This is a genomic window from Pseudoalteromonas sp. SG41-5, from assembly GCF_014164495.1.
In the GTDB taxonomy this organism is placed as follows: domain Bacteria; phylum Pseudomonadota; class Gammaproteobacteria; order Enterobacterales; family Alteromonadaceae; genus Pseudoalteromonas; species Pseudoalteromonas rhizosphaerae.
In genome coordinates this window covers 14,367-41,039 of sequence record NZ_JACJFH010000026.1, presented here as the reverse complement: position 1 = coordinate 41,039, position 26,673 = coordinate 14,367, and the positions used below count along the sequence as shown (strand labels likewise).

General features: G+C 42.5%; 26 protein-coding genes. 9 read left to right on the top strand and 17 right to left on the bottom strand.

What is annotated here, in order from left to right:
* Window positions 1-52: 52 nt before the first annotated feature.
* From H5232_RS09110 to H5232_RS09085, 6 genes are all read left to right on the top strand, one after another.
* Window positions 53-625, top strand: a complete 573-nt coding sequence (locus tag H5232_RS09110) for a glutathione peroxidase (RefSeq protein ID WP_145236935.1) — start codon at window positions 53-55, stop codon at window positions 623-625.
* Between the two features lie 85 nt (window positions 626-710).
* A complete protein-coding gene (locus tag H5232_RS09105) occupies window positions 711-992 on the top strand; it encodes a peptidylprolyl isomerase (protein WP_145236931.1) in 282 nt (93 codons plus the stop codon).
* Between the two features lie 68 nt (window positions 993-1,060).
* Window positions 1,061-1,639 carry a glutathione S-transferase family protein gene (locus H5232_RS09100; RefSeq protein ID WP_182718058.1) on the top strand — a complete coding sequence of 193 codons (579 nt, stop codon included), beginning with the start codon at window positions 1,061-1,063 and terminating at the stop codon, window positions 1,637-1,639.
* Window positions 1,640-1,656: 17 nt separating this feature from the next.
* Window positions 1,657-2,007 (top strand): DUF2750 domain-containing protein, encoded by a 351-nt coding sequence (locus H5232_RS09095; protein WP_145236925.1) that lies wholly within the window; start codon window positions 1,657-1,659, stop codon window positions 2,005-2,007.
* A gap of 77 nt (window positions 2,008-2,084) precedes the next feature.
* The gene (locus H5232_RS09090) at window positions 2,085-2,765 is read left to right on the top strand and encodes a hypothetical protein (RefSeq protein ID WP_182761899.1); all 681 of its coding nucleotides are present in this window, start codon (window positions 2,085-2,087) and stop codon (window positions 2,763-2,765) included.
* Between the two features lie 94 nt (window positions 2,766-2,859).
* On the top strand, window positions 2,860-5,430 hold the full coding sequence (locus tag H5232_RS09085) for a M1 family metallopeptidase (RefSeq protein WP_182767579.1): 2,571 nt from the start codon (window positions 2,860-2,862) through the stop codon (window positions 5,428-5,430).
* A gap of 47 nt (window positions 5,431-5,477) precedes the next feature.
* On the opposite strand, the gene H5232_RS09080 is transcribed toward H5232_RS09085, so the two are convergent.
* Window positions 5,478-5,843, bottom strand: coding sequence for a hypothetical protein (locus tag H5232_RS09080; RefSeq protein WP_145236916.1), 366 nt, complete (start codon window positions 5,841-5,843; stop codon window positions 5,478-5,480).
* Between the two features lie 77 nt (window positions 5,844-5,920).
* Entirely contained in the window at window positions 5,921-6,790 is an 870-nt protein-coding gene (locus tag H5232_RS09075) for a hypothetical protein (RefSeq protein WP_182767580.1), read from the bottom strand.
* A gap of 137 nt (window positions 6,791-6,927) precedes the next feature.
* Here H5232_RS09075 and H5232_RS09070 point away from each other — a divergent pair, with 137 nt between their 5' ends.
* From H5232_RS09070 to yjjG, 3 genes are all read left to right on the top strand, one after another.
* The gene (locus H5232_RS09070; RefSeq protein WP_145236910.1) at window positions 6,928-7,827 is read left to right on the top strand and encodes a phosphoribulokinase; all 900 of its coding nucleotides are present in this window, start codon (window positions 6,928-6,930) and stop codon (window positions 7,825-7,827) included.
* 67 nt (window positions 7,828-7,894) lie between these two features.
* Entirely contained in the window at window positions 7,895-8,440 is a 546-nt protein-coding gene (gene yjjX, locus H5232_RS09065; RefSeq protein WP_145236907.1) for an inosine/xanthosine triphosphatase, read from the top strand.
* Window positions 8,440-9,114, top strand: a complete 675-nt coding sequence (gene yjjG, locus H5232_RS09060; RefSeq protein ID WP_145236903.1) for a pyrimidine 5'-nucleotidase — start codon at window positions 8,440-8,442, stop codon at window positions 9,112-9,114. The genes yjjX and yjjG overlap by 1 nt, the downstream gene beginning before the upstream one ends.
* 256 nt (window positions 9,115-9,370) lie before the next feature.
* Here the strand turns inward: yjjG and lpxC are convergent, their stop codons facing one another.
* The 15 genes from lpxC to rsmH all read right to left on the bottom strand — a co-directional run bounded on the left by lpxC (window position 9,371) and on the right by rsmH (window position 26,666).
* A complete protein-coding gene (gene lpxC / locus H5232_RS09055; RefSeq protein ID WP_149980618.1) occupies window positions 9,371-10,282 on the bottom strand; it encodes a UDP-3-O-acyl-N-acetylglucosamine deacetylase in 912 nt (303 codons plus the stop codon).
* 103 nt (window positions 10,283-10,385) lie between these two features.
* Entirely contained in the window at window positions 10,386-11,630 is a 1,245-nt protein-coding gene (ftsZ, locus tag H5232_RS09050; protein ID WP_149980617.1) for a cell division protein FtsZ, read from the bottom strand.
* 21 nt (window positions 11,631-11,651) lie between these two features.
* Window positions 11,652-12,884, bottom strand: coding sequence for a cell division protein FtsA (gene ftsA / locus H5232_RS09045; protein WP_145236894.1), 1,233 nt, complete (start codon window positions 12,882-12,884; stop codon window positions 11,652-11,654).
* Window positions 12,881-13,660, bottom strand: a complete 780-nt coding sequence (locus H5232_RS09040; RefSeq protein ID WP_145236891.1) for a cell division protein FtsQ/DivIB — start codon at window positions 13,658-13,660, stop codon at window positions 12,881-12,883. The genes ftsA and H5232_RS09040 overlap by 4 nt, the downstream gene beginning before the upstream one ends.
* Before the next feature lies 1 nt (window position 13,661).
* Window positions 13,662-14,582, bottom strand: coding sequence for a D-alanine--D-alanine ligase (locus tag H5232_RS09035; RefSeq protein ID WP_149980616.1), 921 nt, complete (start codon window positions 14,580-14,582; stop codon window positions 13,662-13,664).
* Entirely contained in the window at window positions 14,579-16,018 is a 1,440-nt protein-coding gene (murC, locus tag H5232_RS09030; RefSeq protein ID WP_259398783.1) for a UDP-N-acetylmuramate--L-alanine ligase, read from the bottom strand. Before murC ends, H5232_RS09035 begins: the two co-directional genes overlap by 4 nt.
* A 9-nt stretch (window positions 16,019-16,027) precedes the next feature.
* Window positions 16,028-17,137, bottom strand: a complete 1,110-nt coding sequence (murG, locus tag H5232_RS09025; RefSeq protein WP_182718051.1) for an undecaprenyldiphospho-muramoylpentapeptide beta-N-acetylglucosaminyltransferase — start codon at window positions 17,135-17,137, stop codon at window positions 16,028-16,030.
* Entirely contained in the window at window positions 17,134-18,309 is a 1,176-nt protein-coding gene (gene ftsW / locus H5232_RS09020) for a cell division protein FtsW (RefSeq protein ID WP_182718050.1), read from the bottom strand. Before ftsW ends, murG begins: the two co-directional genes overlap by 4 nt.
* Window positions 18,306-19,631 (bottom strand): UDP-N-acetylmuramoyl-L-alanine--D-glutamate ligase, encoded by a 1,326-nt coding sequence (gene murD, locus H5232_RS09015; protein WP_182767583.1) that lies wholly within the window; start codon window positions 19,629-19,631, stop codon window positions 18,306-18,308. Before murD ends, ftsW begins: the two co-directional genes overlap by 4 nt.
* Complete coding sequence (gene mraY, locus H5232_RS09010) at window positions 19,632-20,714, bottom strand: phospho-N-acetylmuramoyl-pentapeptide-transferase (protein ID WP_145236872.1); 1,083 nt, start codon at window positions 20,712-20,714, stop codon at window positions 19,632-19,634. It lies immediately after the preceding gene.
* Entirely contained in the window at window positions 20,708-22,096 is a 1,389-nt protein-coding gene (murF, locus tag H5232_RS09005) for a UDP-N-acetylmuramoyl-tripeptide--D-alanyl-D-alanine ligase (RefSeq protein WP_182761893.1), read from the bottom strand. The genes mraY and murF overlap by 7 nt, the downstream gene beginning before the upstream one ends.
* On the bottom strand, window positions 22,093-23,598 hold the full coding sequence (gene murE / locus H5232_RS09000; RefSeq protein WP_182830805.1) for a UDP-N-acetylmuramoyl-L-alanyl-D-glutamate--2,6-diaminopimelate ligase: 1,506 nt from the start codon (window positions 23,596-23,598) through the stop codon (window positions 22,093-22,095). Before murE ends, murF begins: the two co-directional genes overlap by 4 nt.
* The gene (locus tag H5232_RS08995; RefSeq protein WP_149980613.1) at window positions 23,591-25,408 is read right to left on the bottom strand and encodes a penicillin-binding transpeptidase domain-containing protein; all 1,818 of its coding nucleotides are present in this window, start codon (window positions 25,406-25,408) and stop codon (window positions 23,591-23,593) included. Before H5232_RS08995 ends, murE begins: the two co-directional genes overlap by 8 nt.
* Window positions 25,405-25,731 carry a cell division protein FtsL gene (gene ftsL, locus H5232_RS08990; protein WP_145236863.1) on the bottom strand — a complete coding sequence of 109 codons (327 nt, stop codon included), beginning with the start codon at window positions 25,729-25,731 and terminating at the stop codon, window positions 25,405-25,407. The genes H5232_RS08995 and ftsL overlap by 4 nt, the downstream gene beginning before the upstream one ends.
* Window positions 25,728-26,666, bottom strand: coding sequence for a 16S rRNA (cytosine(1402)-N(4))-methyltransferase RsmH (rsmH, locus tag H5232_RS08985; protein WP_182830803.1), 939 nt, complete (start codon window positions 26,664-26,666; stop codon window positions 25,728-25,730). The genes ftsL and rsmH overlap by 4 nt, the downstream gene beginning before the upstream one ends.
* Window positions 26,667-26,673 lie beyond the last annotated feature (7 nt).

Here is a 26,673-nt window from a genome sequence, read left to right as displayed (position 1 = left end):
AACGGTAGACTACCATCCAGGGTGATCAGCCACAACAAGTTAAGGAATCGGTATGTTTAAAAAATTATTATTATGCTGCGCAATACTCAGTTGTAGTGTTTATGCACAGCCAGAGCAAACAAGCCAACAGCAGGTTGAGGATACGTCATGTGATGATTTCACTAATGTTACTATGCGCAAACTTCGCTCCAAAGAGAGTATTAATTTATGTCAATTCAAGAATAAACCCTTATTGATCGTCAACACGGCAAGCAACTGCGGTTTTACGCCACAGTTTGAAGGTCTTGAAGCGCTATATCAAAAATACCAAGATCAAGGTTTAGTGATACTGGGATTTCCTTCTGATGATTTTTTCCAAGAAGAAGATGACGAAAAAGCCACAGCTAAAGTCTGTTTTGTAAATTACGGTGTGACCTTCCCGATGTTTGCCACCAGCGAAGTCAGAGGTAGTGATGCCAATGCTATATTCAAGCATTTAAATGCCCAAACGAGTTCGCCAAATTGGAACTTTTATAAATACCTTGTATCTGCAGATCGCAAACAGGTTGAACGTTTTAATAGCAAAACCAAGCCAGATTCAGACAAGTTAGTTAAAGCAATAGAACAAGCAATTTCAGATATTTAATTTTATACTGGTACAAGTAGTTATTATTGAACTAGAATAACGTAAGATTTGATTGAAAAAACACCACCTTGAAACGGGAGATTTTATGACAGTGGCAAGTGCAAGACACATATTAGTAGACAGCGAAGCGCAGTGCTTAGATTTAAAAACCAAGATTGAACAAGGCGAAGATTTTGCTGAGTTAGCTAAGGCACATTCAAACTGCCCTTCAGGTCAGGATGGCGGTGCATTAGGTGAGTTTGGTCCTGGTATGATGGTTCCTGAATTTGATAAAGTGGTTTTTTCAGCACCGATTAATCAAGTACAAGGTCCTGTGCAAACTCAGTTTGGCTACCACTTACTTGAAGTGACTAGTCGTACAGAATAACGTTGGTTTTATTACTAACCTAAAAGAAAGCCGCCTCTGCGGCTTTCTTTTTATCCTAAGGAAAGCACATGCAACTATTAGGCTCAACAACTTCGCCATTTGTACGCCGCATTCGTATTTGGGCACTGTTAAATCAATGCAGTCTTGAGTTTATCAACTTAGATATTTTTTCAGACACTGATCGTCAGCTAATGATACAAAATAATCCAGCCCGAAAAATTCCAGTACTAATCACTAAGCAGCAAACCTTGGCTGATTCAAATAACATCATCCGCTTTTTGCTCGAACAACACAGTCAAACTCGTCTGAATTGGCAACAAGAGCACCTACTAACAATCATTAATGCATGCAATGATTCGCTGGTTGAGCTATTACTTTGTCAGCGTTCAGGATTCGATACGCAAGATGATAAATTATTTTTTAATCTACAAAATGAACGCATTGCTGAAACATTAAGCTATTTAAATAACCATTTTGCAGATGCAGGATTTAAAAGCTGTGAATACCTGTGCATCAGTTTATACTGCTTACTTGATTGGATTTGCTTCCGCGAGTTAACGGATCTAACGGCACATACCGAGTTAATGAAGTTCTATTATTCATTTGCTCAGCAACAGGCAGTGCAGCAAACCGATCCACGTAATTAACATTTAAGGGTAAACACATGAGTGATATCGAAATTGAATCAGAACTAGTTAGTTTTGTTGAAAAAGTACGTCAAAGTGAACAAATCTGGGCGCTAGGTGCTGAAGATGGCGGTTTTGTGGTTTGTGACTCTAACCAATTTGAAAACACCGATGTACTACTATTGTGGGAAAGTGAAGCAACAGCAAAAGCCCAGTGTAAAGAAGAATGGGCCGATTACAGCCCACTGCAAATCACCTTGGATGAATTTTTAGATGACTGGGTTGAAGATCTAAAAGAAGATGACGCACTGGTTGGCCTAAACTGGAATGACGACCAAGTATGTGTTGAAATCGAGCCGGTTGGATTAGCACGCGCACTAAGCGAATAAGCATTATTTAACATTGCTTTACTGCGCTGGTTTATTTGCTATAAACTAGCGCAAATCTTTACTTTCAGGGTATTACGTTGAAGTCCCATCTTGGTCGCCGCCCTTTTTCCGCTATGGAATTACATACGCTTTACCATGGCTATATATATGGTGATCAACGCTTACCTCGCGAACAGCCGAAACACTGGCATTTTTGGCTCCCTTTAATCGCTTATTACAGTGGAGCTTACAGTGATGAAATTGGCCATTTACAACTGTGCGATATTGTTGAACATCAACAGATCCTTTGTTTTCATTTCCATACCCACGGTAAAATAAAAGCCCGTATTGTGCCTATCCATCAAGCACTTTTTGATGCTGGCTTAAACGAGTATATCGCAGCAGTTAAACAACAAGGACACAGTCGCCTATTGTTTGACTTACCATCTAAATCAGGTCGCTATAGCGAGAAAGTTCGCATTTGGTTCTCTGGTGAAGGAGAGCGTGCCGGCTACTTACAAAAGTGTGATATTCCCAATATCGATCAACTTGGTATGAAAACCGCTGTCAGCAGTCTCAGGCTCAATTTTGAGCAGCAAATCCGCATTTATGCAATTCAAGCAGGCAATAAAGATGCTTTTAATTATCTGCTTGGCTTTAATGAATATGAATTGACTGAATTTAGCGATGTAACCACCCTTAATCAGATCTGCCAACAAATACGCGTGATCAACCAGCACATTGATTGGCACCGCTTTAATCAGCGCCACACCATTTGACAAACTTTGTTACCAACTAGCTCATTACTCACTGCTTAAAAACTGTTAGGATAACTGTGCACAAAACTCTAACAAGAAAATATCAGGGATATCTATGTTTATTAAAAGCCTACTCACACTCAGTGTGGCCGTTGCAGTAAGTTCAGCTCATGCTAATGAGTTTGTCCTAGAAAAGCTCGCAAAACCAAGTTCTCAACACGTATCTTTAACGCTTGATCCAGCTCAAGAAACCTTTAGCGGCATGACCGAAATCGCCCTTGAAGTACTTAAGCCAACTAACTATATCGAGCTTAATGGTGTTGCTTACGCAACGCAAATGGCCAAACTGCTTGGGGCAGAAAACTGTGACTTAAGTGCTGAAATGCTAAAAACAGGTAAAGTAAAATTTAGCTGCGATGAGCAAATTCAACCAGGTAAATACACGCTTAAAGTCGACTTCACTGCCCCCTATAATCGCCAAAGTGTTGGCCTGTATAAAACCTTAGATCAGGGTGTGCCGTATTTATTTACCCAATTTGAAATGAGCGATGCCCGCCGCGCATTCCCTGTATTTGATGAACCAAGTTATAAAATTCCATTCCAATTAACGATTACAGCACCTAGCTCTCAAAAAGTGTATGCCAATACACCTGAGTTAAAAACGACCGTTAATGGCGATATGACCACTCACTTTTTTGATAAAACACCGCCAATTCCTTCATACTTAGTGGCTATGGCTGTCGGTCCATTTGAGGAGCGTGAAGTCAAAGGCATGCCAATTCCAGGCCGTGTGATCACGCCACAAGGTAAAATTCACTTAGGTGAATATGCCGAGCAAGCAATGCCAAAAGTATTGGCCGCGCTTGAAGGCTACTTTGGTATTCCTTATGTTTATAAAAAACTAGATTCAGTCGCTGTTCCTGAGTTTCCATTCGGTGCCATGGAAAACGCAGGCTTAGTTACCTACCGTGAAGATATTTTGCTGCTTGATTTGGCTACAGCGACTCGCAATAAAAAACAACGTAATGTATCTATCATCGCTCATGAACTTGCTCACCAGTGGTACGGTAACTTAGTAACCATGAAATGGTGGAATGACTTATGGCTAAATGAAGCGTTTGCAAGCTGGATGGCTGCTAAAATCACAGCCCAGCTTAACCCTGAATTTGAATCACATTTAGACCTGCCGCAAAATAACGTTATGGCGTTAGATGCTCGTTTAAGTACTAAGCCAATTCGTAAACCAATCAAAACCGAAGCCGATATTATGGACGGCCTAGGCTTAGCTTATAGCAAAGGCAGCTCGGTATTAGCTATGGTTGAAAACTGGATTGGCGAAGAGGCTTTCCAGCAGGGTATTCGCGCTTATTTAAAAGAGTTCTCGTATAAAAACGCCGAAGCAGCCGACTTATGGCAAGCCCTTGGTAAAGCATCAAATAAAGATGTGGCAGCGGTTTTAAAATCGTTTATCGAACAATCTTCATTCCCACTGATCAAAGTAACTCAGCAAGGTAAAACGATTACCATTAATCAAAGCCGCTTTACTAACGCGGGCGTTGATGCTCCTGCACAGCTTTGGAATGTGCCAGTTGCAATAAAATACGGTGCTGGCGATAAAGTTAAAACTGCCAATATATTACTAACTAAAGCCAATCAAACTGTTGAACTTGAATTTGAACCTGAGTGGATTTATCCTGATCAAGGCGCTTTAGGTTATTACCGCTGGGTGATGGATGACAAACAATTTGCTGCATTGATTGATAACGCCGCGCAGTCATTGACAGTACGAGAACGTTTAGCGTTATTGTCTGCCGCTGATGCATTACTAGATGCTGGTGTTATTTCTGCTGCACATTTAATGCAAACACTAGAAGTTTTTGTAAGCGATAAACACCCACGCGTTGCTAATACCGCTTTGGGTTATTTAGCCGCACAAAAGCGTACCTTTGAAGATGAAAGCAACCAAGACCTGTGGCCTGAATTTATTCGTAAAAGCATCATGCCTGCAGCTAAACAGTATGGTTTAACTGCAAAAGTAAATGAAGATGCTGCAATCTCGCAATTACGTACTCAAGTAGTTGCACGTTTAGGTTTTGATGGTGAAGATCAAAGTGTGATCAATACCGCCAAGGCACAAGCCCGTGTTTACTTAAATAACCCAGAAAAAGTTGATCCGTACCTTGCGTCAATCTACTTAAACTTAGCCGCATTCCATGGTGATAAAAACCTACTCGATGCGTATATAAATACCTTTAAAACTACCAAAGATCCGCAAGTGCGTACAAAAATGCTAGCGGCTATGAGTTACTTTGGCACGCCAGAGCTACAAACTAAGGTATTAAATTACAGCTTAACTGACGATGTCACTGCATCTGACATGCGTACGATTATGTCAGGACAGGCTTACACGAAAGCCCGTGAAGCTTTGTTTATTGAATGGATATACGCGAATTACGATAAGGTAGTTGCAAACTTGCCACCTTTCTTCGTACCTAACCTGCCTAACTTTACCACCTCAGGTTGTAGCGCCAGCAGCTTAGCAAAAACGCAAACTTTCTTTATGAGCAAAATTGCTGATGAGCCAGGTTATGCCCGTACCTTAAGCAAGCTTGAAGAAAGCGTAAATAATTGTATTGCACTCAAAGAACGTGAACTAGCTTCAGTTAATAGTTTCTTAAAACGTTAATTTGTACGGCAAGCCATTGGCTTGCCGTTTTTTATCAACAGCGTTATTTATCCATTGATAATTTTTACTAGCTGAGAAATAAACTCTTTTGCTCCTTCAACGCTGGTCATTTTAAAACCAATTCCATAATGGATTGGATTCGTGCTTTTAAAAATACGCGTTGGAAACCGTGTCATTTCACTACTATGAAAAAAACCGCTAATGCGGTTAACGCCTGCTATTTTATTAAAATCATCACTAAAGACTTCCAGTGCAGGACGAAGCACAAGCTTAGCTTGGCCACCTTCTATATGCAGATAAATTGCTTCTTTGGACTTAGGTAACATATATTCAGTGATATTCTTAATTCTAAAATTACTACGGCACTCTAATGCAATAAGTTGCTCGTTGATTTGCTCTGGACTAGCTGACATGGATATCCTTGATTTTCATTAAGCTCTTAGCTGTAAACTACAGCACAGCCAAGAACCTGCAAAGTTTTATATTATAGTTATTTAACGCATACAAAAGCGAGTTGATCATTTAAGTAGCTAATACGGGTAATATGGGTGTCACAGAAAGGCGTTAAATCAAGCCATAGAGAGACCTGTTCAGGGCTATTTAGCTGGCGCTGGTAAACACGATTATCGACCGCATAAATGACCGTATTAGCGTCTTTAAATGCGTAATCTTGTACCGTCTGCGGTAAACGAAAGAGGTCAGTGACGGTATTTTCTTGCGGATCATAACTTGCTAACCAGTGCTGCTGCGCTTTGCTATAACTAAATGTATAGGCAGCTAATGCATGGTTAAATGTCAACGTACGGCCAATATGCTCAGCAACCACTTTTGGCTTCGCTGCAGCAACCTGAGTATATTGTAAAGTATGTGGTTCGCCTAAAATAAACATCACCATATCATCTTTGGCGCCCCAGGCATGATAACCAACTGGCTCTATCCACTCAAAAATACGACTTGGTTTAACATTATCGTCAAACGGATATTGCCATAACTTTTGCTTACCATCCGCCTCGACTACGATAGCTGACAGTGCCTTACCATTAGGTGTTAAAGTCGGCGAGTATTCACTCACAGCAGTATTTGTTAAATTAGTTACTTGCTTATTGGTAAAATCATAAAAAGCTAGATCTGTTTGACTTTGCCCTTCACTTTGCACTTCTTGGGTAAAATAAATACCACCTTTGGTAAGTAAAGGCTGATTATTATAAACATCATTATTAGTGATACGGCTTACTTGTAACCCATATTCTGTGTTAAGTTTAGCAAGTAAAATTTCGCTTTTTGGCATCGCAGCTAAAACGCTATTAGGGGTAACTGCAAGGGTGGCAACAAAACTTAGCCAAGGTAAAGTCAATTTCATATCATTCTCTAATTATTTTTATCGCCCTTATAATAGCGCTATTTTATAGTTATTCCCAAGTCTGTTATTGATATGTCACTTGACCTACCCCCTTACTACGCCTTATAACTACAGAGCTACTTAAAACGAGAAAAATTATGTCAGCTAAACATCCTATTATTGCGATCACTGGTTCATCTGGTGCGGGTACTACCACCACGACAAGTGCTATTAAGCATATATTTCGTAGTCTTAATATTGAGGCCGCATTTATAGAGGGCGACAGTTTTCATCGCTATACTCGTCCTGAGATGGATAAAAAAGTTCGCGAAGCGCAGCAAGAAGGTAAACACATTAGTTACTTTGGTCGTGAAGCTAATGACTTTGCAGCCCTAGAAGGTTTGTTCAGCACCTATGGCGATACTGGAGCAGGTAAATTACGTCGTTATTTGCATACCTTTGACGAAGCCGTGCCATACAATCAACTACCAGGTACCTTTACTCCGTGGCAAGAACTGGAAAGTAGCACCGATATTTTATTCTACGAAGGACTGCATGGCGGTGTTGTCGATGAAGATCATGATGTAGCTAAGCATGTTGATTTACTAATTGGTATGGTGCCTATCATTAACCTTGAGTGGATCCAAAAGTTAATCCGCGACACCTCTGAACGTGGTCACTCTCGCGAAGCTGTTATGGGCTCAATTGTCCGCAGTATGGATGATTACATTAATCACATTACGCCACAGTTCTCACGAACTCACATAAACTTTCAGCGCGTGCCAACCGTTGACACCTCAAACCCATTTAGCGCAAAAGATATTCCGTCCCTTGATGAAAGCTTTGTAGTTATTCGTTTTCGTGGCATAGATGACGTCGATTTTCCGTATTACCTACGTATGATCGAAGGTAGCTTTATGTCGAGGATCAACACCTTAGTGGTCCCTGGTGGAAAAATGGGACTCGCTATGGAGTTAGTATTAACCCCACTTATCAAAGATATTATCCTTAAAAAGCGTGCGCTTGCCGAATTAGCCCCCGTTGATTTGCCTATTTAAGAAATACGCTTGCTGAAATATATAGCTTATGTAAACTGCTGACTTCATCATAAAAGGAGATGTCAGCATGACAGAGCCATTACGCATTCTCGTCGGTTCCAAAAATCCGGTAAAAATAAATGCTGCCCGCAGTATTTTCTCTCTCTATTACCCTAATATGACGATTGATTGTCAAGGAGTTGATGCACCTTCACAAGTACCTGATCAGCCAATAGGTGAAGATGAAACACGAATAGGCGCACAAAATCGTGTCTTGTATTGCCAACAGCATTACCAAGCTGATTTTTATGTTGCAATGGAAGGTGGTGCTGAGCAATTTAGCTACGGCCCCGCTACCTTTGCATTTGTAGTCGTTGCTGATAACCAACAACGTGCTATCGGTCGTAGTAGTAACCTTCCTTTACCCCCAAGCCTGTATAATGCGTTATTGCAAGGCAAAGAACTTGGCGATGTAATGGATAACGCATTTAATACTACCAATATCAAACAGCAAGGCGGTGCTATTGGTTTATTAACTAATCATCATGCCACCCGCGAAAGTACCTATACGCAAGCGCTGACACTCGCTATGGCGCCTTTTCTTCATCCCGCGCTTTACTCTAAGGAAGTTTAATGAAGTACACCCATGTTTTATTTGATGCCGACGAAACCTTATTTAGCTTTAATGCCTATGCAGGCTTAAAAAGAATGTTTGCAGTTTATGGCGTAGATTTTAATGACGCTGATTACAGTCATTATCAAGCAACAAATAAACCGTTGTGGCTTGAGTATCAAAACAATACTATTTCCGCTACTCACCTACAAGTCACTCGATTTAGTGAGTGGGCTAATAAGCTCAATGTTCCAGCTCAACAGCTTAATGATGATTTTTTAACTGCCATGGCTGAGATCTGCGAACCATTACCTGGCGCTATTGAACTGCTAAATAAACTAAAACCGCATGCTAAATTAGGCATTATCACTAATGGTTTTACCCAGCTGCAAGCACGTCGCTTAGAGCATACCGGATTAAAAGAGATGTTTGATTGTTTAGTTATCTCTGAGCAAGTGGGAATTGCAAAACCAGCCGCAGAAATTTTTTATCACACTTTTGAACTGTTAGGTAATCCACCAAAAGAACAGATCTTAATGGTCGGTGATACCGCAAGCAGTGATATCTTAGGTGGCCAAAATGCCGGGATTGATACCTGCTGGCTACAGCATCCCAACACAGTTCTGCCAGAAGGCATTGAACCAACATACCAAGTGACTGAGCTGGTACAGTTACAACAGTTGTTAGGATTGTAAAAAGGCTTAATACCAATCGACTTAAATATTTAACCATTCTAGCGAGCTAAATAAAGCGCTAACTGCGTTATAATTTTTTTAAGTAGAACAACTACATGTCAAAATTTACGCCTTGTTATCACTCCATTTATCTGTCGCTATAAATGGTCAGTAACTTAACACGATTGGTATAACATTAAAAAACTAAACTGCATTATTTAAACAAAAAATGACGCTAGATAGCGTCATTTTTTATAACTGTTTTAAGCGTTTGCGATTAAGCTGTGGCTACTTCTAAACCTGGTGCTGGCATGTATACTGGGGTATCAAATGTTGCCCATTCCCATGCTGACTCAGTCGCCATAATTTTACGAAGTAACTTATTGTTCAGGTCATGGCCTGATTTATAAGCTGTAATTTTTCCTAAAATGTTGTGGCCTGTCATAAACATGTCACCAACACAGTCTAGAATCTTATGCTTAACAAACTCATCGCTATAACGCAGGCCGTTAGGATTAAGTACTTTAAACTCATCCAATACCACGGCGTTATCCATGCTGCCACCTAAAGCTAGGTTATTAGCATGCATATATTCAATGTCTTTCATAAAGCCAAAAGTACGTGCACGGCTGATTTCTTCTGTAAAGCTTTGCGTAGTAATATCTAAACCGATACGTTGGCGGCTTTCATTGATTGCCGGATGATCGAAAGCAATTTCAAAGTCGATATGAAAACCATCATATGGTTCAATCTCGGCCCATTTATCACCTTCTTCAATACGTACTTTTTCTTTAATACGAATAAAGCGCTTAGCCGCATTCTGCTCTGCAATGCCGCCTTTTTGTAACAAATAAATGAATGGTAATGCACTACCATCCATTATTGGTACTTCTGAGCTATCTAATTCAACGATCAAATTATCGATACCCATTGCCGCTACCGCAGCAATAAGGTGCTCAGTCGTAGATAAGCGAACGCCATCTTTGTTAGTTAAACAGGTACATAATTGCGTATCGCCAACGGCTTCAGGTGTTGTTTCAAAATCAACAACCGGATCAAGGTCGACACGACGAAATACTATCCCAGTATTTGCGCTCGCAGGTCGGAGAGTAATAGTGACCTTCTCACCTTTGTGAAGTCCAATTCCTATGGCTTTGACTATCTCTGCAATGGTACGCTGTTTAATCATAGCTTCGCTCACTTATAGTTACAGTTAGACCGCCGATTATATCACATATACGACCAGCTGCCAAATTCGTTCGCTTTTTAAACAAAAACAATTACCTTTTTGCTTAATCTGCTTGTTTTCTTAAAAATGCAGGGATGTCGAAATAATCGCCACCTTCTGATTTATCAGACTTTTTACCGCTATCATTAGTTTTAGATAAACCACTATTGCTTTGCGTTGTCTTGCTCGATTCATGCTTTTCAATCGCTGGAGCAGCAGTCATTTCATCGCCACTACCTTGGCTTGCAAAGCTTGGTACATACATACTGCTAGTTTGGTTTGTTGAACTGCTAACATCAGAACCTGACGCTTTTTTAAAGCCGTTATCGACAATACCAAACTGTGGACGACGATCGCCGCCTAAACCTGTAGCGACTACAGTTACACGTAGTTCATCAGTCATTTCAGGGTCAATAACCGCACCAACCACCACAGTCGCATTTTCAGATGCTAATGCTTTAACGTGATTACCAACAATTTCAAACTCTTCAATTGCGATATCCATACCTGCAGTGATGTTAACTAGGATGCCTTTCGCGCCAGTTAAATCAACGTCTTCAAGTAGTGGGCTTGAGATTGCAGCCTCTGCAGCTTCTTGCGCACGATCAGGACCCGATGCAGACGCTGTGCCCATCATCGCAGTACCCATGGCTGACATTACTGTACGTACGTCGGCGAAATCCACGTTAATCAAACCAGAACGAGTAATTAGTTCCGCAATACCTTGCACGGCACCAAATAATACATCATTTGCTTTAGCGAATGCGTCTAACAGTGTAGTCCCTTTACCTAAAACTTTAAGCAATTTATTGTTAGGAATTGTAATAAGTGAATCTACAATTTCTGACAATTCGTTAATACCTTGTTCAGCCGCTGCTGCGCGCTTTTTGCCTTCAAAGTCAAACGGACGTGTCACTACAGCAACCGTTAAAATACCTAACTCTTTAGCAATTTTGGCAACCACAGGCGCAGCCCCTGTGCCAGTACCACCGCCCATACCCGCTGCGATAAATACCATATCAGCACCTTCAAGGCTGGCACGAATAGTATCGGCGTCTTCTTCTGCTGATTTACGACCTACATCAGGGTTTGCACCCGCACCTAGCCCAGACGTGATCTGAGTACCTAGTTGCACTGTAATATCTGCTGATGAGTTACGTAATGCCTGAGCATCCGTATTAGCGGCAATAAAACGCACGCCTTCAATTTGTTGCTTAACCATGTGCTCAACAGCGTTACCGCCGCCGCCGCCCACGCCTATTACTTTTATGACAGCTTCTTCGCTGTGTTGTTCCATTATATCAAACATGTTTACTCTCCGACTTGAGTATTAAAACTCGCCTTGAAACCACTTCGTTATGCGGTTCCACCAATTATTATCGCCTTCAGGTTTCGATTTTTGTGCATTCATCGATTGCATTGTGCGGCCATATTGTAATAAGCCAACCGCCGTTGCATATGAAGGGTCATCTACATAATCTGTCAAACCAACTATCCCTATAGGTTTGCCTATTCTCACTGGCATCTGGAAAATGTCTTCAGCCACTTCCATCGCGCCAGCCATTTTAGCACTACCGCCAGTAATGACGAGTCCTGCTGCAATTTGGTCTGCTAATCCTGAACGATGTATTTCTTCCATCGCTAATTCAAATAATTCTCTAAAACGTGGCTCAACCACCTCAGATAAGGTATGACGCGACATTAACCGCGCTGGTCGCCCGCCGACACTAGGCACTTCAATAGTTTCTTCGCTGCTGGCCATTTGGCTACTTGCACAGGCATATTGTACCTTGAGTGATTCAGCATGGGATATCGGTGTACGAAATATTTTTGCAATATCGCCAGTAACTTGGTTGCCCGCTACAGGAATAACTGCAGAGTGGCGCAACGCACCATTGATATAAATAGTGATATCCATCGTACCGCCACCGATATCAAGTACCGCAACACCGAGCTCTTTTTCGTCATCGGTTAATACCGAATAACACGACGCTAATGCGGTGAAAATCAGTTGGTCAACTTCAAGACCACAACGCTCAACACATTTTTCAATATTTTTCGCCATATCGTTTGAGCAAGTTATGATGTGAGCACGGGCTTCCATTCGTACACCACTCATACCACGCGGGTTTTTAATCCCTTCTTGCATATCGATACTATATTCTTGCGGCAGTGCATGCAGCATTTTACGTTCGGCTGAAATAGGCACAGAGCGCGCAATATGAATAACATTTTCAATGTCTTCATCAGTCACTTCAGTATTATTAATTGCCACAACACCACTTTCGTTTTGGCACTGAATATGTTTACCTGAGATCCCCAAATACACGGAGCTAATACGGCAATCAGCCATAAGTTCAGCTTCATCGATTGCACGACGAATAGACTCCGACACCAAGTTAAGGTCGTTTACGCCGCCTTTATCCATACCATGGGACACTTGGCTGCCAACCCCAACAATGCTGAGTTTGTTATCTGCGGTGATTTCACCAACCGTGGCCACCACTTTTGAGGTGCCAACGTCTAATCCAATCACTAGGTTTCTTTCTGCTGACTTAGTCATGCCTTACTCTTATTTTGTAATTGCGCTTCTTCCAGGAGCTTCCAGCTCACCGCAAGGCCGGTATCATACCGTAAATCCACTACATCTACTTGTGCATCTGCACGTTTTTCCATCCGCGGGTAAACATCTATAAACCGTTGTACCCGTTTAGCTTTTTCTTTACGCCCTAATTTAAGGCGAATACCGTTATCGAGCCATAACTGCCATGAAAATCGCTCTGACAATGCCAGGCTGGTTAACTTTAAATTATTAACCTTAAGCATTTCATCAAACTGCTTGAAAGCTCCCCATGCTTCAAATTCACTGCCCTCAGGGCCATAAAGTTGTGGCAGCTCGTCACTGAGCTTCGCACTGCTAGCTTGAAACACTTCACCGCTTTGGTTAAGTAATAAATCACTGTTCCACACTGCGACAGCCTGATGCTCTACCACATACACTTGTAATGTATCTGGCCACTGCTTACGTACCGATGCAGTAGCCACCCAAGGTAAGTCTTGCACTAGACGTTGTATGTTTTTCACGTCTAAATCAAAAAAACTCGATAAGTCGGCTTTTTTAATCGCGCTAATAATCGCTTTTTCATCTGTGTATTGAGGTTTCCCCAACACCGCTAAATGCTTTATTTGCGCATCTTTATTTTCTACCAACCACTGTCTAACGCCGCTGGTGATTTGCACCAAACTGAAAACCACGATTAAAAAAAAGCTCACACCTAAAATTAGCGACCAATTTAGTTGCTGTTTTAATTGTTGCGCTTTTTCCAAAAAGGGATGCATATTAAAGCGTTTGCTCCAAAATGCGAACAACTAATTGCTCAAAGCTTGCACCATTTGCTTTAGCAGCCATTGGCACTAACGATTTTTCAGTCATTCCTGGTACTGTGTTTACTTCTAACAAATAAAAGTTACCGTCTGCATCTTGCATTGCATCAACACGACCCCAACCACTGGCACCCACTAGATCAAATGCCGCTAAAGCCATTGCTTGTAAATGCGTGGTATCGCCAGCTGATAAGTCTGCTGGGCAATGATATTGCGTGGTATTTGACTGATACTTTGCTTGGTAATCATAAAAACCATTTGGGGTGGTCATTTCAATCACTGGCTGTACCTCATCGCCTAGTACAGTGATTGTAAATTCGCGCCCGGTTATCCACTGCTCAACCAGTACTTGGCTGTCAAACTTAAACGCTTCAGCTAAAGCAGCTTCAAGCTCTTGCGCATTATTTGCTTGCGCCATACCAATGCTAGAACCTTCGTGCGACGGTTTTACCATCACTTTTTTCAGTTCATTCATTATCGCTGTCGCATCAAAACCACGCTTGCTATCCACCACCGCATAAGGCGCAGTGCTCAAGCCCGCAGATTTAAATAAATGCTTACAACGTATTTTATCCATCGCCAATGCTGAGCCTAATACGTTACTGCCAGTGTATGGCAACCCCATAAACTCAAGTGCACCTTGAATAGTACCGTCTTCACCACCGCGACCATGCAGGGCGATAAATACTCGTTCAATGCCGAGTTCTTTTAATTGCCATAACGGTTGCTCTTTTGGATCAAAGCCAATGGCATCAACGCCCGCATTTTGTAATGCGTTCAATACCGCTTGGCCTGATTTTAGTGATACTTCGCGCTCAGCTGAGTGTCCACCAAACAACACTGCCACTTTGCCAAACTGTGTGTTTAATTGCGTCATACCTTTACCTGCTTAAGTTGCTCAATCGACAGCGATGTCGCCGCGAGTGTTTTTACTAATTGACCAATATTACCAGCACCTTGGGTTATAACTAAATCATTATCTTGTAACGTATCAGCTAATACTCCAGCTAGTTCAGAGCTACTTGCAACATGCAGTGGTTCTTTACCGCGTTGACGTAAGCTGCGACATAAACTTTTACTGTCTGCGCCAATAATTGGCTCTTCACCAGCGCCGTATACATCAAGCAATAATAACTGATCAACATCGGCTAACACTTTTACAAAGTCTTCATATAAATCACGAGTACGAGTAAAGCGATGTGGTTGATAAATCATTACTAAGCGTTTATCAGGCCAGCCTTGGCGAATTGCCGCTATAGTCGCTGCAACTTCTGAAGGGTGATGACCATAATCATCCACCAGCATTACTTTGCCACGTTCGTTTTCAAAATCGCCATAATGCTGAAAACGACGTCCGATACCTTCAAACTGTTGCAATGCTTCTAAAATCGCGTGATCAGCTATTTGTTGATCTTTTGCAACAGCAATCGCTGCAGTGGCGTTCAATGCATTATGTTTACCTGGCATATTTAAATGCACAGTTAAATCATCACCTTGCTTAGTGCGCACTTTAAACTGACTGGTATTTGCCGTTTGGCTAAAATCAGTCATGCGGTAATCGGCGTCGCTTGATTCACCATAAGTGATCACAGGACGGCCAAATCGCGGAATAAGCTCAGCTGCCACTTCTGAATCGATACACACCACAGCAAGGCCATAAAAAGGCAGGTTATGAATGAAGTCCACATAAGTATCTTTCATTTTTTCTAAGCTACCGCCGTAGGTATCCATGTGATCTTCTTCAATATTAGTGATCACCGATACCATAGGTTGCAAATGCAAGAATGACGCATCACTCTCATCAGCTTCAGCAATTAAAAAATCACTTTTACCGACTTTTGCGTTACTACCCGCACTATTAAGTAAACCACCAATAATAAAGGTTGGATCCAGCCCAGCTTGAGCATAAATACTCGCGATCAAACTAGTGGTGGTGGTTTTACCATGAGTACCAGCGATAGCAATACCGTGGCGAAAGCGCATTAGCTCGGCCAACATTTCTGCACGGCGCACAACCGGAATACGTGCCGCCTTAGCAGCAATAATCTCAGGATTAGCTTCATCAATTGCACTTGAAACCACCACTACATTGGCATCTTTAACATTACTTTGATGATGGCCAATAAACACTTCAGCCCCAGCTTGGATCAAACGTTCGGTCATTGCACTATGGGCAATATCAGAGCCAGTAATACGATATCCTTCAAATGCGAGTACTTCGGCAATACCGCCCATTCCTGCGCCACCAATACCAATAAAGTGGATAGTGCTAATTCGGCGCATTGCCGGGCGAGTGCTCTTGTGTGTTGACATTTGTTTCACTTAATTATCTCTTTTTTCTGTTACTTGCAGCGCTGACAAGGGGACACCTGCGGCATCCATACAATGCCATGCGACATTGGCAGTAGCTTCTAGTGTCGCCAATTGCTTAGCATTGCTTGCAAGTTCACTGATTAATGCTGGTTTGGCTAAATACGGGCGTAATAGTTCAACAATACTGTGTTGATTGAACTGCCCCTGTGGCATTAATAATGCCGCATTGCCATCAACTAAAAATTTTGCATTCGCAGTTTGATGATCGTCAACCGCATGCGGAAACGGCACAAACACGGCCATTTTTCCTGCAGCAGCAATCTCACTTACGGTTAACGCCCCCGCGCGGCAAATTACAATATCTGCCCAGCTATAAGCGGTATCCATATCATCAATAAACTCAGCCACCTTAGCTTGTTCAGCACTAAAACCTTGCTGCTGATATGCCTGTGTTACTGAGCCTAAATGACCTTTACCGGTTTGATGCCATGTATTGATCTGAAACTCTTCACTGAGCTGTTTAAATGCTGCTGGCAAAGTTTGGTTTAGCACCTGCGCACCTAACGAGCCACCAACGACCAACACGTTAACCGGACTTGATACTTCCCGCATTGCCACATTTGCTACGCTGGCTCGTACCGGATTACCAACCACGTCACTGTATCCAGAGGCAAATGCTTGCGGAAATGCAGCCAACACTTTATTGGCAAACTTGGCTAGGTACTTATTACTCATACCGGCAACCGCATTTTGCTCATGGATCACCAGTGGTATACCTAAGCTTTTTGCGGCAATGCCAGTCGGCCCAGTAACATAGCCGCCCATTGCTAACACAACATCAGGTTGTTGTTTTTTCAATACTTTGCGTGCTTGTAATATGGCATTAATCACCATAAAAGGGGCTTTTACTAAACGTGCAAGGCCATTGCCACGTACACCTTTAACATTAATAAAATCAATCTCAATATTATGCTTTGGTACAACCTGCGCTTCCATTCGATCAGCAGTGCCAATCCAACTCACTTGCCAACCTTGTTGCCTTAAGTGATCAGCCACAGCTATGCCGGGAAAAATATGCCCGCCAGTACCACCAGCAACAACGACTAATTTTTTATTCATCGCTTGCCTCCACCGGATGTTGCTTGTTTAGTGGCCATTTTGGTTTCAAAATCCACGCGTAATAAAATACCTGCCGCAATAGTCATGATAAGTAAACTTGAGCCACCATAAGATACAAACGGCAAGGTTAAACCTTTGGTTGGCAAAATACCGGCACTCGCCCCCACATTAACCATGGTTTGAAATGCAAACCAAATACCTATTGCGAATGCAAAGTAACCTTCATATTCTTTGCCACATTTAAGTGCTTGCTGACCAATTAACAGTGCTCTAAACACCAAAGTACCAAACACCATTAAAATACTGACGATACCGATAAAACCTAACTCTTCGCCAATCACCGCAAAAATAAAGTCATTATGGGCTTCAGGTAAATATTGCAATTTTTGCACACTATTACCTAAACCTTGGCCAAACCAACCACCTTGGCTATATGCCATCAGCGATTGTACTAACTGGTAGCCTTTACCAAATGGGTCATCCCATGGTTCTAGAAAACCGACCACCCGCGCCATCCGATATGGCTCAACAATAATGAGCAATACGACTAAGCCTACGCCTGTTAATATCAAGGCAAAAAACTGCCATAACTTAGCCCCAGCTAAGAACAATAAGCCTACGGTAGTTACAAACATCACCACCACAGTGCCTAAATCGGGCTGTAATAAAATCAACAATGCGTAAACTGCAAACACTGCGATTGGCTTAGCAAAGCCTTTAATATTTTCTTGAACTTCCTCGCGTTTACGCACTAAGTAACCGGCGATATAACTGAAAAAGAATAATTTAGCCGCTTCAGCAACCTGAAAGCCCACCGGACCTACTGGGATCCAACGTTTTGCGCCATTCACTTCACGCCCAACGATTAACACCACTATCAGTAGCGCCATGCCAAACAGTAATAAGTAAGGATTCGAGCGTTTCCACCAGGTCATTGGTACACAGCAGGTGATCCAAAACAGCACAAAGCCCATCGCCAAAAACATGCTGTGGCGAATAATAATATGATAGGGATTGTTAAATAAGCGATCAGCGGTCGGCATCGACGCACTCGTCACCATCACAAACCCCAAGCCAATTAGCATGATCACACAATATAACAGTGGCACATCGTATAACTGCGCCGAAGGCTTAGGAGTCAGGGTGTCACGAATATTAGCTAAAGCAATCATACTGCCTCCGCTAATACGCATTGACTAAAGTGCTCACCACGTTGCATATAATTGTTATACATATCGATACTGGCACATGCAGGTGCAAGCAACACAATATCGCCCGCAGTGGCAAGTTGCTTGGCAAGCATCACCGCTTGCTGCATATTTTCTGTTAAGTGGCCTTTGTCAGTCAACGCAACCAGTGCTTTGGCATCTTTACCAAAACAAATAAGCGCTTTAACTTGCTGTTGTAAATACGGCTTTAAGCTATCGAGATCGGCGCCTTTGGCATCGCCTCCGGCAATCACTACTAGTTGCTTGGCCTGATCGGCTAAACTTTCTATCGCCGCAATGGTGGCCCCGACATTCGTAGCTTTAGAGTCATTAAAATATTTAACCCCCGCTTGCTCGGCAACAAACTGACAACGATGCGCCAAGCCAGTAAATTGGCTAAAAGCTTGTGCAAACTGACTAGCACTGATATCAAATGGGCTCAATAATGCCATAACCGCTAACGCATTTAGCTGATTATGACGACCAACTACGGCCAAGCTACTAACAGGCAATAGAGCTTTGCCTTGATAACTAAAGTAACTGTCACCTTGATACGTCATTAAACAATAATCCGCATTTTCTAAGCCAAAGCTTAATTGCGGCATTGTTTGTGTATACGTTGCTGGGTCAGTCTTATTTACTACAGCCAGCGCGGCATTAGCATAAATCGTTTGTTTTGAATCAATATAGGCTTGGTAGCTCGGGTAACGATCTAAATGATCTTCCGACACATTAAGTACCGTAGCGCTAACCAGCTTTAAGCTGTGCATCGTATCGAGCTGAAAACTCGATAGCTCTAATACGTAAACATCAAAATCATCAGCTAATAAATCCAGTGCGGCAGTACCAATATTTCCGCCAAGTCCGACCTTATAACCAGCCATTTTCAATACTTCATAAGCCAACGTAACGACAGTCGATTTACCGTTAGAGCCTGTTACAGCCACCACCGGCTTGTCTGTTAAACGGGCAAATAACTCAATATCACCAATCACTTCAACACCCGCTTGCATTGCTTGTGCAACTGCTGGAAGTGTTAAACTTAAACCAGGGCTGATGATGATCATATCGGCGCTTTCAAGCTGTGCAGTTGCTAAATCACCAAACTGCGTCGTTAAATTTGGCGCATGTTGTTGCAACCAATCACAACCGGGCGGTGATTGGCGACTATCAACTACATTAGGCGTTAAACCTTGAGATAATAAAAAACGCACAATGCCCAGACCGGTTACACCGAGTCCGAGCACTGTAATATGTTTGTTTTTCATCTCGTTTAAATACATCATTTACCTGATCTTTAATGTTACTAGGCCAGCTAACACTAGCACGATAGAAATTATCCAAAAACGCACGATAACTCGTGGCTCAGGCCAGCCTTTTAACTCGTAATGATGGTGGATTGGTGCCATTCTAAAAATCCGTTGGCCACGTAATTTATAAGAGCCAACTTGCAAGATAACCGACAGTGCTTCCATCACAAATACACCGCCCATAATGATTAAAATTAACTCTTGGCGAACTAATACAGCAATAATACCCAATGCTCCACCAAGCGCTAATGAACCAACATCACCCATAAATACTTGTGCTGGGTAAGTGTTAAACCATAAAAAGCCTAATCCGGCACCAACAATGGCGGTACATACTACAACCAACTCACTGGCCAATGGTAAATGTGGAATATGCAAGTAAGCAGAGAAATTCACGTTACCTGTTAAGTAAGCAATAATAGCCAGTGCTGCTGCCACTAAAATAGTCGGTACAATGGCCAAACCATCCAAGCCATCGGTCAGATTCACAGCATTTGACGTCCCCACCACGACAAAGTAAGTCATAACTATGTAAAACAAACCTAGCTGCGGTAATACATCTTTAAAAAACGGCACTACTAATGATGTTTCGTTGGCATGATTAGCAGTAAAAAATAATGCGCAGGCAACCACTAAGGCAATCACTGACTGCCAAAAATACTTCCATTTCGCAATCAACCCTTTTGGATCTTTGCGGATCACTTTACGGTAATCATCAACAAAGCCCACAATTCCCAATGAGCCGATCACAAACAAGGTAGCCCATACATATTTATTCGCTAAATCAGCCCACAGCAAAGTACTGGTAAAAATAGACGCTAAAATTAACAAGCCTCCCATGGTTGGGGTGCCTTTTTTCGATAAATGCGACTCCGGGCCATCGTTACGAACCACTTGACCAATTTGCATTCTTTGCAATGCTCGGATCAACTTAGGGCCAAAATATAAAGAAATTAATAGTGCCGTTAAAATACCAAATACAGCGCGAACGGTTAAATACGAGAACACATTAAATGCACTGTAATATTGTGTTAAATACTCGGCCAGCCAAACTAACATTGAGATACTCCATTGCGGCCAGTTTGCTGGCTGTTAACTAAATCTTGTACTAATAATTCCATGCGAGAACTGCGCGATCCCTTCACGACTATGGTGGTTTTTTGTGCTGAGTCAGTTAACTGTGCTTGTAATTGTTGCAACAGTTCCTCGCGGCTTGAAAAATGCCGCTGTGGTTTAGCAAATTCATCACTGGCGTATTGACTCAGTACACCTAAGCTATACAACTCATCAATACCTTGTTGTTTGGCATAGGCGCCAACTTGTTGGTGATAAAGCGCGGCTTCTTCACCAAGTTCTCCCATATCACCTAACGCTAAAATACGCTGACCTTGGAGGTCGCGTAATAAATCAATTGCAGCCTTAACCGATTGCACATTGGCATTATAAGTGTCATCAATCACGGTTAGTGTTTCATTGACTTGAATAATGTTTACTCGGCCTTTTACTTCAGCCATGGTTGCGAGTGCCGTTGCCACAGCCTCAAGACTAACGCCAAATTCACAGGTTAATGCAGCTGCTATAAGGGCGTTTGTAACATTGTGACGACCTGGCAATGCAAGCTTAACGGGTACTCGATGCTGCTTGGTACAAATATAAAAAGACGCCTGAGCTTGCTCATCGAGGCTGACTTCTTCTGCCCATATATCTAGTTTATCAGTGCTTGAAAAACGTTTGACACTGCGCCCTTGTAACTTAGTAAGCCAACCATCACTGAATTCGCTGTCACAGTTAACTAGCGCAATGCCATGCTCTTTCAAACCATCGTAAATTTCACTTTTAGCCGTTGCCACACCCGCAAGAGAGCCAAAACCCTCAATATGCGCAGCTGCCACATTACAAACAACGGCAACATCGGGCTTAGTCATCGCCGTGGTATAGGCAATTTCACCAATATGGTTAGCGCCAAGCTCAATCACCGCATATTTGTGCTGCGGTTCTAGGCGTAACAAGGTTAATGGCACGCCAATATCATTATTAAAATTACCTTTGGTCGACAGTACTTCACCGTGAGGAGCTAAAATAGCTGCGCACATTTCTTTTACTGTGGTTTTACCGACACTGCCTGTAATTGCGATAGTTTTTGGTGCCACACTGGCCATTACCGCAGCACCAATTTCGCCTAGCGCAATACGCGTATCCGTAACTAAAAACTGTGGAATATCAACGGCAACTTTTTGACTAACAATAGCGGCAATTGCGCCTTTGTCTTTCGCTTGTTGTAAAAACTGATGGCCATCAAAATTAGGGCCTTGTAGCGCTAAAAATACTTCTCCTTCGCATACGGTGCGAGTATCGGTATTAATATTTTTTACTGTTTGATTATCACCTTGATAATCAGTTGCTAGCACATTTGCTAGCCAATCAAAATCCATTGGGATCATAACTGCGATCCTCTTATTTGTTGTTCTTGTGGGTCTAGCTTTTGCTTTTGTTGTAAGTGCTGCTGGACAAATTTACGATCGCAAAAATCTATCCGTTGCGTACCAATTATTTGATAATCTTCATGGCCTTTACCTGCAATAAGCACTACGTCATTGGCATTTGCGTTATCTATTGCAAAGGCAATAGCATGAGCACGGTCAGCTTCTAAGTGCGCACGATCAGGCTGGCTTAAACCAGCAGCAACACCTTTAATGATCTGCCATGGATCTTCGCTACGCGGGTTATCACTGGTAATAATTACTTTATCAGCATTTTGCTCAGCCGCTTGGGCCATCATTGGTCGCTTACCTTTATCACGGTCTCCGCCGCAACCAAATACACAACTTACGCCACCGGGCACATGTTGTTGCAATGCTTGCAATGCTAAAGCTAACGCATCTGGCGTGTGAGCATAATCAACAATACAGGTTGGTTGGTTTGGCGCGCTAAATGCTTGCACGCGTCCAGCAACTGGTTGCAAGCTTGCACAACCCGCTGCCAATTGATCTAATGGGTAACCTAAACCAAGTAAAGTTGCGATTGCAGCCGCTAAATTATATAAATTAAATTCGCCAAACAGCGGACAGGTAATAGCAATATCACCCCAACTTGTCGTAAACTGTGCCGATATACCGGTTTTATGGTAAGAAACATCAGTGAAGTACACAAACTTAGCACCTTTTGGCTGCAAGTTTTTATGGCCATAACACACTAAGTTATTAAAATCGTATTGTTCTAACCATTGCTCTACTTGGTTATCATCTTGATTTAGTACCACCAGCTGCGCGTCAAAATCTCGCATTAGCATTAACTTTGCATCGGCATAACTGGCCATATCACCGTGGTAATCTAAATGATCGCGCGATAAATTGGTAAACACAGCAGCTTTAAAGTGCGTTTTCGCAACACGCTGCTGTACCAAACCATGTGATGACACTTCCATCGCCACCAGTTTGTTATTGTCAGTGGCAAGTTGCGCTAATATTCTTTGTAAATCAACACAAGACGGTGTGGTATTGATTAACTCAGTTAAACTTTCTGGTTGCCCATACCCAAGCGTACCGATAATCGCTGATTGGGTGTCGCAAAACTTAGCTAAATGAGCAATCATCGCAGTGGTAGTTGATTTACCATTGGTGCCAGTAACACCCACCACATCTAATTGTTTACTTGGTTGCTGATAAAAATGACTCGCTAATGCGGGCAATTTCTTATTCAAATCGGAAATTAAATAAAGCGGTTCAAAATCACATTCAAACTCACATAAACGATCAGCAATTACTGCAACTGCACCATTTGCAATCGCTTTATCAATAAATTGTCCGCCATCTAATTGATGACCTTTAATTGCTACAAAGACATCCCCAGGGGTGACATCTCGACTATCCAAACGCAAGTGCTTTACTAGTAAGCTTGTTGCTGCTACTTCTATTTGTTGTAAAATTATTTTTAAATCACGCATCATCATCTATGCCCTTCACGTAGGCAACCGAGCCTTTGTCTGGTGCCACGTTTAAAATTCTTAACGCATTGGAGATTATTTCTGCAAACACTGGTCCTGCAGTTGCACCGCCATAATAAACATCTCCACCGGGCTCATTGATCATTACAACAACAGCTAAACGTGGATTACTCGCAGGTGCTATACCTGTAAAGTAACCAACATACTCATCACCATAACCACCTGCAGCGGCTTTTTTAGAGGTACCCGTTTTACCCGCAGCACGATAACCATCAACTTTTATGCGGCTCGCTGTACCACCTTCTTCAAAAACGCTTTCCATCATATGCACAACCGCTTCAACATCTTTTTGTTGAAAAATACGCTCGCCTTCAGGGATTGAATCTTGCTTGAGGATGGTCAATGGTCTATTGATCCCGCCGGCACCTAACATGGCATAAAAACGCGCCATTTGTGCGGTGCTTACAGCAACGTTATAGCCAAAAGAAAGTGCTGCAATTTCATGGTCAGACCAACGTCGATTCGGATAAAACAAGCCACTACTTTCACCAACCATGCCGGTGCCGGTATCAGAACCAAAGCCAACTTTTTGGAACAAGCCAACAAAGTAATCCTTCGGTACATCTTGCGTTATTTTTGTCACCCCCATGTTACTGGAGTACTTTAAAATCTCACGTAAGGTCATTTCACCATGGTTACGCGAGTCTGTAACTAACGTACCACCGATGCGCATCCAGCCTGGGTAAGTATCAATTTTATCATCCGGTTGGATTGAGCCGTAGTCTAACCCAGCTAATATGGCTAGAGGCTTAACGGTTGAACCTGGTTCGAACAAATCAGTGATCGCTCGGTTACGACGTTTATGTGGCGCTGCATCATTTAAATTATTTGGATTAAAAGACGGGCTGTTAACCATCGCTAACACTTCACCAGTTCTCACATCGACCACCATCGCAGAGCCAGACGTTGCTTTGTAGGTCAGCACGGCTGATTTAACCGCTTTATAGGCTATCGCTTGAATACGCTGATCAATACTAAGTTGGATGTTTTCGGGTTCAATCCGTTCACGTTCATCAAGCACTTCAACTTCACGACCCTGTGCATCTTTACGAATTGTGCGACGACCTTCAACGCCAGTTAATGCGTTTTCGTAAAGCTTCTCTATACCTTCGATACCTTTACCATCAATATTGGTAAAACCAAGCACATGTGCGGTGACTTCTCCGGCAGGGTAATAGCGTTTTGATTCATCTAATAAATGAATACCAGGCAGACGTAAATCGCCAATATAATTGGCAACGGCAGGGGTTACTTGGCGTTTTAGATAAACAAAGCGGCGACTGGCATCATCCCGCAAGCGACCATTAATTTTTTTCGGTTCAATACGCAGTACATCGGCAAGCTCACGCCAACGTAAATCATTTTTGTAGTACAGCGCAATACGTTGTTCAAGTAGCGCGGTATTTTCTGCAAGGGCATTCTCATCTTCGCCATTTTTGCGCGCCTGTTTGAGCACTTTAGCACGCAGTGATTTATGTAATGCTTTAGGATCCGCATATACACTTACAACGGGCACACTAACAGCAAGTTCTTTGCCATTACGGTCAAAAATCATCCCGCGTTGCACATGCAACTTTTCCACGCGCACGGTACGTTTATTACTTTCTGAACGGGCTTTATCAGGCTCGATAACTTGCAAATAAGCAGCACGAGATACTAAAGTCACAAAAACCAGCAGCACCACAGAGCACACCAGCATAAAACGCCATGTGATCAAACTATTTACTGGTTTTTTTCCTCTACTTCTCATGGCAGTACTATCACCTGTTCGTCTTGGCTTGTGGACCGTTTCATTTGCAGTTGCTCAATAGCAATTTCTTCAATGCGCGCATGTTGCGAATAAAACTCTTCTTCAACTAATAGATAACGCCATTCTAAATCGAGTTCATCTCGCTGTTGTAACAGCTGATCTTGTTCAATCAGCTCTTGGCGAGCAAAGTGAGTGACCTGCACCACACTCAAACTAGATGCGAATATCACAACCAGTAAGGCCGAGGTTAACTTGTTTGCTCCTAGGCCTTTGATTATTTCTAAAAATAAATTGGGTTGTCGATGATTCGCTTTTGGCTTCATCCCAATCTCTGTGCCACCCTAAGTACTGAACTGCGTGAACGTGGGTTACGGTCAACTTCAGCTTGGCTTGGCTTAATAGCTTTACCCACTGCTTTTAACGTCAGATTTTGATTTATTTGTGCATCAGTTAAAGGCAGACCTCTGGGTAACGCCGCTCCCTTACTCTGTTTTTTAATAAACTGTTTAACAATACGGTCTTCAAGTGAATGAAACGAAATCACCACTAATCGACCACCGGGCTTTAATACACCCAACGCAGCTTGTAATGCCGTTTGAATCTCTTCCAATTCACTGTTGATATAAATACGAATAGCTTGGAAAGTACGCGTCGCAGGATGTTTGAATTTGTCTTTTACTGGCACTGCTTCGTCAACTAAATCAGCTAGTTGCTTAGTTGTTGTAATCGGCGTATGTGCTCGCACTTCAAGCACTTTATGTGCAATACGACGACCAAATTTTTCTTCGCCATAAGTTTTGATCACATGAACAATCTCCTCCAGCTCGGCTTCAGCTAACCACTGCGCAGCACTGCGGCCGCTGGTAGGATCCATGCGCATATCAAGCGGGCCATCTTTCATAAAGCTAAAACCACGCTCGGCATCGTCTAGTTGTGGTGATGACACACCGATATCTAATAAAATACCATCTACTTTTCCTAATAGATCGTTTTGCTCTGCTACTTCGTATAGGTTAGAAAAGCGAGTATGGGCAATGGCAAAACGGCTATCGTCGGCAAACTTTTCGGCAGACTTGATCGCTTGTGGATCTTGGTCAATAGCTTGTAATCGGCCATGTTCACCAAGGCGCGCCAAGATTTGTCCAGAATGTCCGCCACGGCCAAATGTACCATCCATATAAATACCGTCTGGCTTAATTGCTAGACCTTCGATGGTTTCGTCCATTAGTACGGAAATATGTTCAAATTGCGCTGTCATTAGCTAT

Excerpts from the sequence above, each read along its gene's own strand:
- H5232_RS09110 (WP_145236935.1), top strand. The coding sequence starts at position 53 with ATGTTTAAAAAATTATTATTATGCTGCGCAATACTCAGTTGTAGTGTT.
- H5232_RS09105 (WP_145236931.1), top strand. The coding sequence starts at position 711 with ATGACAGTGGCAAGTGCAAGACACATATTAGTAGACAGCGAAGCGCAG.
- H5232_RS09100 (WP_182718058.1), top strand. The coding sequence starts at position 1,061 with ATGCAACTATTAGGCTCAACAACTTCGCCATTTGTACGCCGCATTCGT.
- H5232_RS09095 (WP_145236925.1), top strand. The coding sequence starts at position 1,657 with ATGAGTGATATCGAAATTGAATCAGAACTAGTTAGTTTTGTTGAAAAA.
- H5232_RS09085 (WP_182767579.1), top strand. The coding sequence starts at position 2,860 with ATGTTTATTAAAAGCCTACTCACACTCAGTGTGGCCGTTGCAGTAAGT.
- H5232_RS09080 (WP_145236916.1), bottom strand. The coding sequence starts at position 5,843 with ATGTCAGCTAGTCCAGAGCAAATCAACGAGCAACTTATTGCATTAGAG.
- H5232_RS09075 (WP_182767580.1), bottom strand. The coding sequence starts at position 6,790 with ATGAAATTGACTTTACCTTGGCTAAGTTTTGTTGCCACCCTTGCAGTT.
- H5232_RS09070 (WP_145236910.1), top strand. The coding sequence starts at position 6,928 with ATGTCAGCTAAACATCCTATTATTGCGATCACTGGTTCATCTGGTGCG.
- yjjX (WP_145236907.1), top strand. The coding sequence starts at position 7,895 with ATGACAGAGCCATTACGCATTCTCGTCGGTTCCAAAAATCCGGTAAAA.
- yjjG (WP_145236903.1), top strand. The coding sequence starts at position 8,440 with ATGAAGTACACCCATGTTTTATTTGATGCCGACGAAACCTTATTTAGC.
- lpxC (WP_149980618.1), bottom strand. The coding sequence starts at position 10,282 with ATGATTAAACAGCGTACCATTGCAGAGATAGTCAAAGCCATAGGAATT.
- ftsZ (WP_149980617.1), bottom strand. The coding sequence starts at position 11,630 with ATGTTTGATATAATGGAACAACACAGCGAAGAAGCTGTCATAAAAGTA.
- ftsA (WP_145236894.1), bottom strand. The coding sequence starts at position 12,884 with ATGACTAAGTCAGCAGAAAGAAACCTAGTGATTGGATTAGACGTTGGC.
- H5232_RS09040 (WP_145236891.1), bottom strand. The coding sequence starts at position 13,660 with ATGCATCCCTTTTTGGAAAAAGCGCAACAATTAAAACAGCAACTAAAT.
- H5232_RS09035 (WP_149980616.1), bottom strand. The coding sequence starts at position 14,582 with ATGACGCAATTAAACACACAGTTTGGCAAAGTGGCAGTGTTGTTTGGT.
- murC (WP_259398783.1), bottom strand. The coding sequence starts at position 16,018 with ATGTCAACACACAAGAGCACTCGCCCGGCAATGCGCCGAATTAGCACT.
- murG (WP_182718051.1), bottom strand. The coding sequence starts at position 17,137 with ATGAATAAAAAATTAGTCGTTGTTGCTGGTGGTACTGGCGGGCATATT.
- ftsW (WP_182718050.1), bottom strand. The coding sequence starts at position 18,309 with ATGATTGCTTTAGCTAATATTCGTGACACCCTGACTCCTAAGCCTTCG.
- murD (WP_182767583.1), bottom strand. The coding sequence starts at position 19,631 with ATGATGTATTTAAACGAGATGAAAAACAAACATATTACAGTGCTCGGA.
- mraY (WP_145236872.1), bottom strand. The coding sequence starts at position 20,714 with ATGTTAGTTTGGCTGGCCGAGTATTTAACACAATATTACAGTGCATTT.
- murF (WP_182761893.1), bottom strand. The coding sequence starts at position 22,096 with ATGATCCCAATGGATTTTGATTGGCTAGCAAATGTGCTAGCAACTGAT.
- murE (WP_182830805.1), bottom strand. The coding sequence starts at position 23,598 with ATGCGTGATTTAAAAATAATTTTACAACAAATAGAAGTAGCAGCAACA.
- H5232_RS08995 (WP_149980613.1), bottom strand. The coding sequence starts at position 25,408 with ATGAGAAGTAGAGGAAAAAAACCAGTAAATAGTTTGATCACATGGCGT.
- ftsL (WP_145236863.1), bottom strand. The coding sequence starts at position 25,731 with ATGAAGCCAAAAGCGAATCATCGACAACCCAATTTATTTTTAGAAATA.
- rsmH (WP_182830803.1), bottom strand. The coding sequence starts at position 26,666 with ATGACAGCGCAATTTGAACATATTTCCGTACTAATGGACGAAACCATC.